This is a genomic window from Serratia sp. EC4 (assembly GCF_059652115.1).
In genome coordinates this window covers 1,029,091-1,042,100 of record NZ_JBNIDE010000001.1, presented here as the reverse complement: position 1 = coordinate 1,042,100, position 13,010 = coordinate 1,029,091, and the positions used below count along the sequence as shown (strand labels likewise).

Annotated in this window: 13 protein-coding genes; 1 reads left to right on the top strand and 12 read right to left on the bottom strand. The window is 59.7% G+C overall.

Translation table 11 applies throughout. The features are described from left to right. Window positions 1-20: 20 nt before the first annotated feature. The 8 genes from ACP39K_RS04890 to ACP39K_RS04855 all read right to left on the bottom strand — a co-directional run bounded on the left by ACP39K_RS04890 (window position 21) and on the right by ACP39K_RS04855 (window position 7,462). A complete protein-coding gene (locus tag ACP39K_RS04890; protein ID WP_043143064.1) occupies window positions 21-770 on the bottom strand; it encodes a glycosyltransferase family 2 protein in 750 nt (249 codons plus the stop codon). A 103-nt stretch (window positions 771-873) separates the two neighbouring features. After that, a complete protein-coding gene (lptG, locus tag ACP39K_RS04885) occupies window positions 874-1,953 on the bottom strand; it encodes an LPS export ABC transporter permease LptG (protein WP_497008326.1) in 1,080 nt (359 codons plus the stop codon). Then, window positions 1,950-3,020 carry an LPS export ABC transporter permease LptF gene (gene lptF, locus ACP39K_RS04880; RefSeq protein ID WP_016927022.1) on the bottom strand — a complete coding sequence of 357 codons (1,071 nt, stop codon included), beginning with the start codon at window positions 3,018-3,020 and terminating at the stop codon, window positions 1,950-1,952. The genes lptG and lptF overlap by 4 nt, the downstream gene beginning before the upstream one ends. 28 nt (window positions 3,021-3,048) lie before the next feature. After that, on the bottom strand, window positions 3,049-3,615 hold the full coding sequence (locus ACP39K_RS04875) for a YtfJ family protein (RefSeq protein WP_497008382.1): 567 nt from the start codon (window positions 3,613-3,615) through the stop codon (window positions 3,049-3,051). A gap of 20 nt (window positions 3,616-3,635) precedes the next feature. After that, complete coding sequence (locus ACP39K_RS04870; protein WP_016927024.1) at window positions 3,636-4,505, bottom strand: hypothetical protein; 870 nt, start codon at window positions 4,503-4,505, stop codon at window positions 3,636-3,638. Then, a complete protein-coding gene (locus tag ACP39K_RS04865; protein ID WP_004935553.1) occupies window positions 4,502-5,839 on the bottom strand; it encodes a lipopolysaccharide biosynthesis protein in 1,338 nt (445 codons plus the stop codon). Before ACP39K_RS04865 ends, ACP39K_RS04870 begins: the two co-directional genes overlap by 4 nt. Window positions 5,840-5,911: 72 nt before the next feature. After that, entirely contained in the window at window positions 5,912-6,706 is a 795-nt protein-coding gene (locus tag ACP39K_RS04860; protein ID WP_048794863.1) for a nucleoside/nucleotide kinase family protein, read from the bottom strand. Window positions 6,707-6,736: 30 nt separating this feature from the next. Further along, entirely contained in the window at window positions 6,737-7,462 is a 726-nt protein-coding gene (locus tag ACP39K_RS04855) for a nucleoside/nucleotide kinase family protein (RefSeq protein ID WP_033639870.1), read from the bottom strand. A 371-nt stretch (window positions 7,463-7,833) separates the two neighbouring features. On the opposite strand from ACP39K_RS04855, the gene ACP39K_RS04850 reads away from it, so the two are divergent. Further along, the gene (locus tag ACP39K_RS04850; protein WP_015378484.1) at window positions 7,834-8,565 is read left to right on the top strand and encodes a nucleoside/nucleotide kinase family protein; all 732 of its coding nucleotides are present in this window, start codon (window positions 7,834-7,836) and stop codon (window positions 8,563-8,565) included. Window positions 8,566-8,635: 70 nt separating this feature from the next. Here the strand turns inward: ACP39K_RS04850 and spt are convergent, their stop codons facing one another. From spt to ACP39K_RS04830, 4 genes are read right to left on the bottom strand one after another with little or no spacing between them, the layout of a single operon-like run. Next, window positions 8,636-9,808, bottom strand: a complete 1,173-nt coding sequence (spt, locus tag ACP39K_RS04845; RefSeq protein ID WP_033639871.1) for a serine palmitoyltransferase — start codon at window positions 9,806-9,808, stop codon at window positions 8,636-8,638. Beyond that, a complete protein-coding gene (locus ACP39K_RS04840; RefSeq protein ID WP_015378483.1) occupies window positions 9,795-10,055 on the bottom strand; it encodes an acyl carrier protein in 261 nt (86 codons plus the stop codon). The genes spt and ACP39K_RS04840 overlap by 14 nt, the downstream gene beginning before the upstream one ends. A gap of 31 nt (window positions 10,056-10,086) precedes the next feature. Then, on the bottom strand, window positions 10,087-11,001 hold the full coding sequence (locus ACP39K_RS04835; RefSeq protein WP_497008325.1) for an NAD-dependent epimerase/dehydratase family protein: 915 nt from the start codon (window positions 10,999-11,001) through the stop codon (window positions 10,087-10,089). Beyond that, on the bottom strand, window positions 10,998-12,737 hold the full coding sequence (locus ACP39K_RS04830) for a fatty acyl-AMP ligase (RefSeq protein ID WP_033639872.1): 1,740 nt from the start codon (window positions 12,735-12,737) through the stop codon (window positions 10,998-11,000). Before ACP39K_RS04830 ends, ACP39K_RS04835 begins: the two co-directional genes overlap by 4 nt. Between the last annotated feature and the right edge of the window lie 273 nt (window positions 12,738-13,010).

Sequence of the window (13,010 nt, the reverse complement as noted above, 5' to 3'; positions counted from 1 at the left end):
TATTTCTGCCCTTAACGCTATCAATCTTTGCCATACCAGGATTTAAAATACTTTAGGAAACTGTAGGCCACGGCATAAAACCCAGTAACGGCGCCGACTTTGCCTTCCTTCCATGCGCCGCTCAGTACGTACCATTTGAAAAACGCGCCGATCGCGCTTACGACGCCACGAAATATCGAGGGCCTGATGTCTCTGTATTTGACTACCCTTGTCGTATAGCTATTGAGCTTATTGAGTATTTCATGGAGAGAATAAAAAGTATCGTGCTTAACATTGCCCGGAATGACCGACGTGTGAATATAGCCTTCAGCGGCATCATCTACCGGAGCATCATTGAACCTGACCTGTGTTCTATTGAACAGTCGAACGGGGTAGTCCGGTGAGGAGATGGGATAAATCGTTCTGACTGGCTGCCCGAGTACAAACCAATTCCTTTTTATTCTATAGGCTTGCTGTGGTGGCGGGTTTGCCTGCGATTTGAATGTTAAAATGGACGCTATGGTTTCGGCATCAAGGATTTCGTCGCTGTCCAGGCACAGTACCCAATCATGGTGAGATTGAGAAATCGCAAAGTTCATTTGTCGTCCATGCGTTTCGAAACGATGGTAAATAGGGCTTATTCCAAAGCTTTGGCAAATAGACAGCGTTTTATCCGTACTGCCGGAGTCCACCACAATCCACTCATCCGCAATGCCCATGAGTGGAGAAAGCACCTCGTGTAATAAACGAGAGGAGTTAAAAGTCAGTATACAAACAGCTATCTTTGCCATTAACTAACATCCTTAAAAATCGCTGAGCAGGTGAGCGCGTAATGTTTTCTCTGGAATGGAAATTGCGATTCTCTTCTTATCCCTTATCAACCTCGGAAAATGCCTAACCCCGCCGATCAAACCGATAAACCAGCGCCAGCGACAATGCCAGGAGTAAAAGCGGCGGGGCGAGGGCGGTGAAGGGCGCGTTGAGGGCGAACAGCAACCCCAGATTGAGGACGATCTGGTAAGCGATGTAGGTCAGCAGCCCGATGATGACGCCGAGCGCTAATCGGCTGCCCATGCCGGGCGCGCGCGGGGCGGTGAAGGTAAACGGGATGGCCAGCAAAATCATCGCCAGCACCAGCAGGGGCTGGCCGAGTTTTTTCCACAGCGCCAGGCGGTATTCGGTGCTGGGTTGCCCCGAGCCCCGCAGGTAATCGATATAGCGATCCAACTGTTGGAGCGAGAAACTGCCGGCCGGCAGGGTCAGCTCTTTCAGGCTCGGCACCGCGAACAGCGAGCGCCACGGCAGGCTGTCTTGCCGCTGAATCGTCTCCTTTCTGCCTTGCCAGCTTTTCTGCATCACGTTGTGCAGCAGCCAGCTGCCGTCGGCGGCGGTGCTGGCGCTGTCGGCGTAAATGTAAGACTCCAGCGCGCGGTTGGCCTGATAACGGAAGATCTCAATGCCGTGGGGCTGGTCGTTCTCATCGACGGTTTTTACCGTCACAAACTCGTTGCCGCGCCGCGCCCACAGCGGGTTCACGGTGACGTCGTTACTGTTCGACTGCGCCAGCGCGTTGTTTTTCATCTGCAGCGCGCGTTGTTGCAGCGGCGAGGCGACCCATTCATCGAGAGCGCCGAGCGAGAGGTTCATCAGCAGCCCGGCGGCGAGCATCACCAGCGCGATGCGGAATATCGACATCCCGGCGGAACGGATCGCCGTCAGCTCCAGGCTTTTAGACAGCTGCCCCAGCCCGACGATGCCGCCGAGCAGCGCGATAAACGGCCCCAGATCGACCAGGCTGCGCGGCAGCGTCATCACGGTCACCAGCAGCGCCTGCTGCCAGCGGTAGCCGCCCGGAGTGACGTCCTCCAGCTCGTTGATCAGCGTAAAGGTGGTGAACAGCGGGATGAGCAGCCCGGCCGCGGCGGCGAAGCCGATGAACACGTTGCGGATCAGGTAACGGCTAAAAATAGTCATCGGGAGGGTTTCCGCAGCAGGGATAAGTCGCGCGCCAGCAGCAGGGCGATGCCGACAGCCATCGCCAGCGGCACCAGCCAAACGCCGGGGATCGTCGGCAGAGAGCCGTTGGCCACCAGCGTGCGGCAAATGTTGCCGCCATAGAAAATCACGGTAAACAGCACCGTCAGGGGCAGCAGCGCGGCGTAGCGCCCCTGCCGCGGCTTGATGCGGCTAAAGGGGATCGCCAGCAGCACCATCAGCACGGTGGTCAGCCCACGGCTCTCGCGCCATTGCAGTTCGGCGGCGTCGCCCGGATCGGCGGAGCGCGCCAGTTCCGCCGGCGAGGCCGACTTGTGCCGGCTCTCGGCGCTGGGCACGAACGGTTTAAGCGCGATGTCAAAGTTGTCGTAATTCTGGCCGTTGTCGTCGGCGCCCTGGCGATCCAGCACATAGGCGGTGCCGGTTTTCAGCCGCACGGCGGGGCTGGCGGGAGAGGCGTCGAGCACTTCCACCGACTGCGCGCGGTACAGGTTGGTGTGATGGCCGCCGCGCACATAAATCAGGGCGTCCGTCAGGTGGTTGGCCGTTTTGTCGACGTGATTGGCGAGGATCATGCGGCCGTTGCCGCTGACGTTGAATTTGTCGGCCTGCAGGTGGCTCACGTCCAGCACCGATTGCGACTGTTGCTGCAGCTGATAAATATTGGCGTACGCCCAGGGCCTGCCATACAGCGACAGCAGCGTGACCGCGATCGCCAGCGGCACGGCGAGCAGCAGCACCGCCTTGTACAGCCGCAGCGGGCTGGCGCCGGCGGCCAGCATGGCGGTGATCTCCGCATCGCTGTACATCTGGCTCAGCGCGACCGCCACCGAGACATACAGCGCGACGGGCAATATCATCTCCAGCGCGATCAGCGATTTATAGAAAACCACGTCGGCCACCACCCGCAGCGCCAGCGTGCCGTTGGCGGCGTCGGTCAGGTAGCGCTGGGCGGAGTAGCTGGCGAACATGAAGATCAGAAACCCGGCGATCATCATCACCAGGCGGCGGATCTCAACCGTGATATAGCGTTCAATCAAAGACATGCGTTATCGGTTCCCGGCAGCGTGCGCTTCATGGCGTCTCCTGCGCGATCAGCGCGCGCAGCAGGGCGATCACCTGGTCAACTTCCTGCGGGGTGAGTGCGCCGTCCTTCGCCCACTGCACGCGCCCGGCCTTGTCCAGCACTACGATGGTGGAGCTTTCCTCCGGCAGCCGCCAGGCCATGCGCCCCAGCCCGTCGCTGTCGACGATGAATTGCGCCCAGGGATAATGCCGCTTGTTTTTCTCGATCTTGCCGCGCACGAAGAAGCCGGAGCCCGGTATCGCATCGTCGGTGTTGACGATGGTGGTCGGCTGGAAGCGATCGCCCGGCAGGTTCGCGTCCTTAACGGCGTTGATCAGCAACGAGTTCTTCTTTTTGGCGGAGGTGCGCCCGGCGATGTACTGGATCACCCGCACCTTGCCCGCCAGTTTTGCGCTGTTCCACGGCCGGTAACTGAAATCGCCGTTGCGCAGCAGCAGCTCGCCGCGGTCGGCGATGGCGATCGGCGCCACCGGCCGGCCATGCACGAAGTTATGCGCGGATGCCGCCAGCGGCGTCAGCAGCAGGGCGAGGGTCAGCAAGCGAGGTAACGTCATCATGGCTACGGGCAATGCGCTTATCTGCCCGCCGCGATGGCCGGCTGGGAAAACGACAGGGGAAAGCGCGCCAGCAGCAGCTCCAGGCGCTGGCGGATGTCGATATCCAGGATCGCCGGCCGATCATAGATATCGCCGCCGGCCAGCTTGTCCGCCACCATCACGTCATGCCGGTCACCCATCAGGCCGTTAATCGCCGCCAGGAAGCGTGAGATCTGCCGGGCCTCGCGGTTGTCGGGATCGATCGATCTCAGCGTGTCGTAAAACGAGACCTGGCGGCTGACGATTTTGCGCACGTCGTGGAACTGATGCCCGGTCAGCGCCGGGCCGGCGATCAGCGTTTGCAGCTGGCGCATCTGCTCCTGGCGGTAGGTGATAAAGCCCTGTGCGCTTTCCAGCCGGGTGTGGCGCAGCGCATAGCGCACGTAAGACCACACCGGCTTGCTGAGCAGCAGCCGCAGCAGGTTGCCGTACAGCGTCAGGTTCTTCTGGTTGCCGTTGCGAAACGCGTCCTGAAAATGGCCGAGCACCACGGTGGTGGTGTGGAACAGGCGGTTGGCGCGGTGGGGGGCGCCGTACAGCTGCTGGGCGAAGCGCAGGTGCTTATAGCGGGCGCGGATATATTTGTAGCGCATGCGGGTCGCCGCCGCCAACTGCGGGTCTTGCAGGAAACCGTTCACCAATTGCAGCAGCTCGCGGCGGGAAAAGCCGTCTTCCCAAAACTGCAGGCACAGCGCGTAGTTGTCCCGAATGCTTTCGGGGGAGCATTCCAGATCGATCTGCTGCGGCAGGCTGATATTCGCCTCAACCAGGTCGTCCTCTTCCACCGCGACAAACAGCGCCTGGGTGGTTTCGGCGGAGAACTTTTTCCAATTATTGCTAGCGGTCATTGATTACTCTCTTTGGGCACATTCAGCCCCAACATAAAGCGATTGCGGTAGGCGCCGATCGTCGGTATCAGGGATAACAGAACGTCTAAACATTGCCCCAGTAAATAAGCGAAGGCGGCGCCCTGCACGCCGAAGGCATACGCCATCGACACCAGCAGCGCAATGTAGGCCGCCGAGGCCGTCGCCTGCGCGATCAGGAAAGCGCGCTGCTTGCCCGCCATAAACAGTAAGGATTCCTGCGGGAAGCCCATCATCGAGACGATGATCGCGCCCAGCATGATTTGAATCAGGTCATAGGCTTCCAGGTATTGCTGCCCGAAGACCGCGGAAATAAGCGGCTTGCCCACCAGCAACATCAACACCGCGACGGCCAGGCCGATGCCGCCGGCCAGCAGCGAGGAGCGCAGGCCGAGCAGCCACGGGGTCTTGGTGCGCGGATCCAGGCGCATGATCTCGGGATAGAAGCTTTTCTCCAGCAGCTTGGCCGGGGTGCCCGTCGCATCGAAGAAGGTCATGGCGATCTTGAACAGCCCGGCGGCGGCCGGCCCGAGCACCACGCCCACCAGCACGGTGGTGCAGGAGTTGCGCGCAGCCCAGATGGTATGGGCGATGTTGGTGGTCCAGACGAAGTTCCAGGCGCCCTCAATGCGGCGCGCGACGTTGAACAGGCGCGGCCTCAGCGCGCCGTGGATATCGCGGCGGCGCAGTTCGCGCGCAGTGAACCACCAAAACAGCGTGCCGCCGATCAGGTTCGAGGCGTACCAGGTGACGATAAAGCCGGGGAACCCCAGATCGAAATAATAGGAGATGACGCTGCCCACCGCCTGCAGGAACGGCTTGATCGCCTGCTGGATGGCGATGAGATCGAAGCGGTTGAAGGCGCGCAGCACGCCGGTCGGCGTGGACGAGGTCATCGATGGGATCAGGGTGCAGTACAGCATGGCGAGCCAGAAGCTTTCGCTGTCCAGCCCCAGGGCGTGAGACAGGAACGGCAGCATGATCATGCCGCCCAGCACGGCGATGACGCCGCTGGCGATATCCAGGCCGAAGGAGAAGGCGACGACGTCGCGGAAGCGCCCGGTATTTTGATGCTCCAGCGCCGGAGTGCCGAATTGCACCACAAACTGCCAGGTCTGGAATTTGATGAAATCGCTGACCGCTTTGGTATAGGCCTGGATCACCACCAGCACGCCGAACATTTCAGGCGACATGCCTTTACCGGCGCAGGAGAGCGCCAGCAGGCCGAGCAGCGCGCTGGCGACGCTGCCGGAGCCCAGGTAGGCGGCATTACGTAAAATGGAACGAAACGCGCCGTCGGAAAACCACCGTTTCATAGCCCAAACCAGCCGTTATCGTTGTTTTGCTGCATTTTGTTTTCCGCAGTCATGCGCTTGCCCTGTATTCGTTTAATAAACCTGAGTTTCTTTACCGGCGTTCTCGCCGGGTTGCCCGAGATCGCTCTGCGGGCGCTTCGCGGGGTTCACCACGGCGGAAATGGCGTTGAGCGCATTGCTCAGCACCTCGTCGTAAGGGGCTCTGGCGTCCAGTTCGATGATGCGCGAGCCGTTGTATTGCAGGCGCACCATGGCGGCGATCTTGTCTTTCAGCTCTTCGTAACTGTGATCGGGCTTGCGGGAAAAGGCCGTATCGACGTCGATATCAAGGCGAATGATCAGCGCCGGCCGATAGACGGCCATGCGTTGATATAAACGGCGTTCGCGCGCCGCCAGGCGGCTCAATAGCCACCCTTTTGCGCGCTCCACGCCGATGCCGGGCCCATCGTAGTAAAAACCTGAGATTTCCGCCTGCGGGTAGCGATCGCTGATCACCAGAACGCCGCTCTGCGCCAGCCGCCGCACCTTGCGCAGGTTGGATGCGCGCCAGAGCGAAAAACCGTACATGATCAGCGCCGCCCACAGCGCCGGCGGCCTGTTGCTCATGCGCTGGGTTTTGTCGGATTTCGCCGCCAGGCGCCGTTCCAGCCACACGCCGATGAACGGCAACTTTTTGATTTTGTCGCCGTCTTCGCCGGAGATCAGCCCCAAATAGCGCCGCTCCGTGGGGCGATGTTGCTGCAGGTTTTTCACCAGGTCGGCGGTCAGCGTGGACTTGCCCGTGCCGTCGCTGCCCACCACGGCAATCAGCCCGGTGATGCAGACGGGAGAGGTATCCTGTTCGGCGGTGAGTTTATTTTTTTTCATCTGTTTCGGTACGAAAAGGTTATTTGTCGGCTAGGCATTGGCGGCCCTCAGCGATATTTTAACGGCGCGCAGCGATGCGTCGAAAATACGGTCGGCGGGTTCACGGCCGTCTAAATCCAATATGTTAGCGCCGTTAAACGTCAGGTGCGGGATGACGGCGATCTTTTCACGCAACGCCGCCAGCGAGTGATCGGGTTTGCGTGAATAGGCCGTTTGTTCGTCAATATCCAGCCGAATTAATAATAAGGGCTGATAAGACGCCATCCATTGGTACAGGTTTTGTTCGCGCTTTCTCAACCCGCGGATCCAGCGATTGCCGCCGGCGGTTTTCGCCAACTGCGGGCCATCGAAACGAAACCCCGCCACTTCGGCCTGCGGATAACGATCGGTGATCAGTAATGCGCCGCTGCGGCTTTTCTTCAGCATGCGACGGAATTTATAAACGCGCCAATAGGAGAGTAAAAATATCACCAGCGCCGTGGCATTATCCGGCGGTGTGGAAGGGCGCTCATGCACGCGTTCCGATTTCTTCAGCAAATAACGCCCGAAGGGCGCACCAATAATCGGCAGCGAACTGATCCATTCGCCGATGCGTCCGGAAGACTGGCCGAGATACAGCAGTTCGGCAGGTTCTTGTGCCGATAACGCGTTGACCAGGCTGGCGGCTAATGTGGATTTTCCCGAGCCGTCACAGCCGGTTATCGCTATTACGCGCACGGGCGAGCGATCAGATGAAGGTCTTATCTGCTGACTCACAATAATTGATCCAATGCGAAAAAAACTATTGTATTCCAATACGCCTTGGGTTCAAGATATTTATTGTGATTTGCTGCGATAAAATAATGAGATCGGCATTCTTCTTCGTTATTTGAATTGATATTCATGGCGTTTGTTCTTGTTATTTTGTGCTAATTGTTCGTGCGTGGGCCGGTTTCGCTTTTTATGTTAATTTTCGGCATGGCTCACGGCGAAAAAAGAGCAGAGGTTTTCAATTTTCGCTTAATGTTTTGTGCTTTTTGGCGCTGCGTATGGCAAATTTTTTTCACGCAGCCGCCGCGGCAATGATAAGCGAACGTTCGCTTCAAATATGGCACGCCGTTTCTGGTGTATTGAAAGAGAGTCTTATTATGAGTGCAAAATTTCCGCCGCTGATTGCGGTTATCGGCAGCGACGGATCGGGTAAGTCCACCGTTTGTGAACATCTGATCGAGTATGTGAAACATTATGGCCCGGCGGTGCAGGTGCATCTGGGCAAACAGGCGGGCAACGTCGGGCGCGCGGCGGCGAAATTGCCGCTGCTCGGGCGCTCGGTGGGCAAGGCTATCGAGAGCAATACCAAAAAGGTCAAAACGAAAAAATCCCGGATTGGCCTGTTGCCGTCGGCGGTGATCATCGCTTTCGTGGGGCGGCGGCTGCTGCGTTTTCGCCGCATGCTGGCGTATCGCCGGCAAGGGTTCATCGTGTTGACCGACCGTTTTCCGCAGGCGCAGATCCCTGGCGCTTACGACGGCACGGTTTTTCCCGTCGACGTTGAAGGCAGCCGTTTCGTCCGTTGGCTGGCGGCGCGTGAACGGGCGGCGTTTCAATGGATGGCGGGGCAAAAACCGGATCTGGTGCTCAAGCTGAATGTCAGTCTGGACGTGGCCTGCGCGCGCAAACCCGATCACCGCAAAGCGGCGCTGGAGAAGAAGATCGCCGTCACGCCGCTATTGACGTTCGAAGGCGCCGACATCGTGGATCTCGATGCCGATCGGCCGATCGAGGAGGTGCTTTCGGCGGCGGAAAAAGCCATCGCGGAATTTATGGCGGCGCAGGGGTATCGCTATTCGGCTGATGGGGTATCAACGGCTGCGCACTGAGGCGCGCATCGGTTCGGCTGGGCGGCGAGGCCATTTTCGGCACCGCCGCCGCGGCCGAGAGGGAAAGGCTTTATTTTTTCAGCGCCGCAAAGGCGCGCACGATGGCGTCGATTTCTTCATCGCTGTGCGCGGCATTGACGCTGCAGCGCAGCAGGGTCACGCCCGCCGGCGCGGCCGGTGGCAGCACCAGGTTAACATAGACGCCGTGGGCGATCAGCTCGCGCCAGAAACGCAACCCTTCTTCCTTTGAACCGATCATGACCGGCACCACCGGGCTGATGCGCGGCCCCAGGGTATAGCCCAGCTCGGCGAGGCCATGGTACAGACGGTGCGCATTGCTCCACAGTTTTTCCCGCAGCTCGGGATGGCGGGCGATTTTTTGCAGCGCCGTACGCACCGAAGCGATGCTGGACGGCGACGGCGAAGCGGTAAAAATATACGGCCGGCTGCTGTAGCGCAGCACGTCCATCCCCTTGCCGCCGACGGCGAAACCGCCGATCGAAGCCAGGCTTTTGCTGAAGGTGCCCAGGATGATATCCACATCTTGCTCGACGCCCAGCGCTTCGGCCAGGCCGCGGCCGCGCTCGCCCATTACGCCGAAGGAGTGCGCTTCGTCCACCAGCAGATACCCGCCCAATCGCCGCTTGATGTCGACGATTTCCACCAGCGGGGCGACGTCGCCCAGCATGCTGTAGATGCCTTCCACGATAATGATCGCCTCGCGGGCGCGTTCGCCCAGGCGCACCATGCGGCGCTCCAGATCGGCGGCGTCATTGTGGCGGAAGCGAATAATTTCCGCGCCGCCGAGGGCGCAGGCGTCGTAAATGCTCGCGTGGCTGTCCGCGTCGATCAGCACCACGGCGCCCGGCCCCGCCAGCGTGCTGATAACGCCCAGGTTGGCGGTATAGCCGGTGGAGAACACAATGGCGCTTGGGCGATCGAAGAATTCCGCCAGCTCCCGTTCCAACGTCAGGTGCGATCCGTAACTGCCGTTCGCCATGCGCGAGCCGGTGGTGCCGGTGCCGAGCGCGGCCAGAGCCGCCTGGCCGGCGGCGATCGCCTGCGCATCGAACGTCAGGCCAAGGTAATTATTGGTGCCGGCGAGGACAATCTTTTGATCGCCGATGCGCCCCTGGGTGGCGGAATACACTTCGTCGATACAGGTGCCGAACGGATTCAGACCGGACGTTTGAAATTGTTCACGGTCATTGGCGAGCCGCGCAAACTTATCATACAGTCCCATGGTTTTTCTCCAGATAAGGGCGCAGCGCGTCAAGCAGTTGCTCAGGCGTTCTGACATCAAGCAATATATTGATAGGAATGGAGATATCTAATTCATCTTCCAGCATCATCAGCAGATCCAAGACTCTGATGGATTCCAGGCCAAGATCATTGACGAGATCGCTATCAGGTTTGATTTCCACTCCGCCTTCGACGATACCTTGCAAACACGTCAGGATATAATCCATTACAGCATCGCGATTTAGCATAAGAACGTTGACACACCTCTACTTGGAATAATTAAAACAGCCCTTCACGCAGCGCGCGTTCCAAACTCACCTGTGGAAACCAATTAATCTGTTGCGACAGCGCCTGATTATTGGCGGACCAGTCGCGATGCGTTAATTCGCGTATTTTGCTGCGCGTCAGCATCGGCTCTTGTTTTACCAGGCGGTTCCACAACACGCTGATATCCGCCAGGGCTTTCAGCAGCGGCAGCGGAATGCCCACCAGACGCACCGGCCCGTGACGCACGGCGGCGCCGATGTCCCGCAGGCGCAGCCAGTTATAGCCTTCGGCCACGCCGTCGCACAGTTCGTAAATATTCGGCTGCGCGGGTTCGGTCTGCACCCATTGACTGACCGCCTTTGCCAAATCGCTCACGTGCAGAAAAGAGAGCCTGGCGTCAGGCGCGCCCAGCCGGGGCAGCACGCCGCGCAGCAGGCCGTTGAACAGCGGTTTCAGCTCTTTATCGCCGGGCCCGTAAACCGCCGTCGGGCGGAAAATCCCCAGCGCGATATCGCCCGTGGCGGCGATGAGTTGCTGCTCGGCGGCCTGTTTTGAATGGGCGTACCAGGACAGCGCCGGATGGCGGGCCGCCAGCGACGACATGAACAAGAAGCGATTGCAGCGGCCGTTCTGTTTGGCCGCCTGCATCAAATTCAGGCTGCCGGTGACGTTGCAGCGGGTGAACACCGCTTCCGCATGCCCGCGCACCTGGCCCGCACAATGCACGACGCACTCCGCGCCGCGCACCAGTTCGGTGAGCGAGAGCCGATCTTCCAGCGCGCCGGGGATCCACTGCAGGTTGTCTACGGCGGATTTTCCGGCTTGCCGCGTCAGGGCGCGCACGCTAAACCCTTGCGCCAGCAGTTCCTGGACGATATGCCGGCCGATAAAGCCGGTCGCGCCCGTCACTGCCACGGTGCCGCTCATTGCGCGAAACCGGCCAGCTGCGGCATTTGCGGGTAGAGCGAAGCGCTCAGCCAGCGTTTCTTGGCCTCCGCGCGCGCGGGTTTGCCCGACGACGTGCGGGGAATGCTGTGCGGCGGCAGCAGCTCGATGTCCACCGCGATGCCGAACTCGCTTTGAATGCGCGCGCTCAGCGAATGCACGATTTGTTCACGGCGCTCTTCCGAACTGACTCGGCACTGGATCTGCAAAATGATCCTGGCCGCTTCGTCGTGTTCTTCGGTCACGAAGGCAATCGCATCGCCGGAACGGATTTCCGGTTCGGATTCCGCGACGTACTCAATATCCTGCGGCCAGATATTGCGGCCGCGAATGATGATCAAATCCTTCTTGCGGCCGGTGACGTACAGATAGCCGTCCAGCAGATAGCCGAGATCGCCGGTGTCCATCCAGCCGGTCACCTGGATCTGCTGCTGGGATTCATCGTCGCAGAAATAGCCGTTCATCAGGCTGGGGCCGGATATCGTGATATGGCCGACCTGGCGCTCCGGCAGCGGTTGCCCGGTTTCGCTGCGGATCTCGATGCGATGGCCGGGCAGCGCACGGCCGCAGTTGACGAAGGTCGAGACGGCGCGGGTCTTCTTGCCCGGCGCGACCGCTTTACCCTCGTACTCCAAAATATCGCGGTCAACCGCGTTGGTTTGCGGGCCGGAGCTGGGGTCGGAAAAACTCACCGCCAGGGTGTTCTCGGCCAGGCCGTAGCACGGCATGAAGGCTTTGCTGTCGAAGTTGATGCTGCTGAAGTGTTCGCCAAACTGGGCGAGCAGCTCGGCCGGGATCGGCTCGGCGCCCACGCCCGCAACCCGCCAGCTGGAAAGATCCAGATCGGCCAGCTCTTTGGCGTTGCTGCGGCGCAGACACAGATCGTAGCCGAACGGCGGGGCGACGGACACCGTGCCGCGATTCTTGGCGATCAGTTTCAGCCACTGCATCGGGCGCATGGCGAAATCTTGCGTGCGCAGGTAGTCGACGGACAGCTGGGTCGCCACCGGCGTAAGCAGGAAACCGACCAGGCCCATATCGTGATAGAAGGGCAGCCACGAAACGCAGCGGTCGCCGGCGCGCAACTTGATCCCGTCGCGACTGATCGCGTTCAGGTTCGCCATGGCCGCCCGCTGGGTAATGATCACGCCGCGCGGAAAGCGGGTGCTGCCCGAGGTGTATTGGAGATAGGCGATATCGTCGGGCGAAGGCGCCGGCAACGCGATCTCCGGCTCTGGCAAGGCGTTAAAGTCCGCGTCGCTGAGGATGTGCATCGCCGACGAGTTTTCCGTGGCCGACGCGATGAGCGGCGTCCACTCTTCGCTGCTGACGATCGCCGCGGGGTTGCAGCTGGCGATCAGCCCTTTCAGTTTAGCGGTGTAGGAGTCGCGCTGGCCAACGCCCATCGGGATCGCCAACGGCACCGCCACCAGGCCGGCATATTGGCAAGCGAAAAAGGCTTCGACGAAGCCCGGGCTGGTTTCGGCGATAAGCGCCACGCGATCGCCTTTCTTGAGCTTCAGGGACAATAAACGCCGCGCGCCCGCGATCGCTTTTTGCTGCAGCGTGCGATAGTCGAGAACGGTCACGAGTTGATTGCGACGGTCGTAAAAATTCATTCCCGTATTACCGAGCGCCGCGTAATCCAACGCGTCCACTAACGTGGGGAAGTCCGCATAGCGCATGGGAAGAGAATGAACGGAACTTGTTTCAGACATAGACAAACTTAGCCATAGATTAAAAATCACCAAAAGAGAGAGCACTCTTGGCGAGGTAATTGATGTTTTACTATGAATAGGTTTTGAATAAGTTTGTTATTCAACCATCTTCATTCCGCGAACAGCGTATATTGCCGTGCTCGAGCGGCATGCCGGTTATTAACCGGGCAGAACGTAAGTAGCCCGAGTCATCAGCCTTGAGCGGCACCCTGGCGAGATATGAGAGACTATTGTAATATCCGGACTTCGCCGTTCTTTAGTCTGCATCTGTCG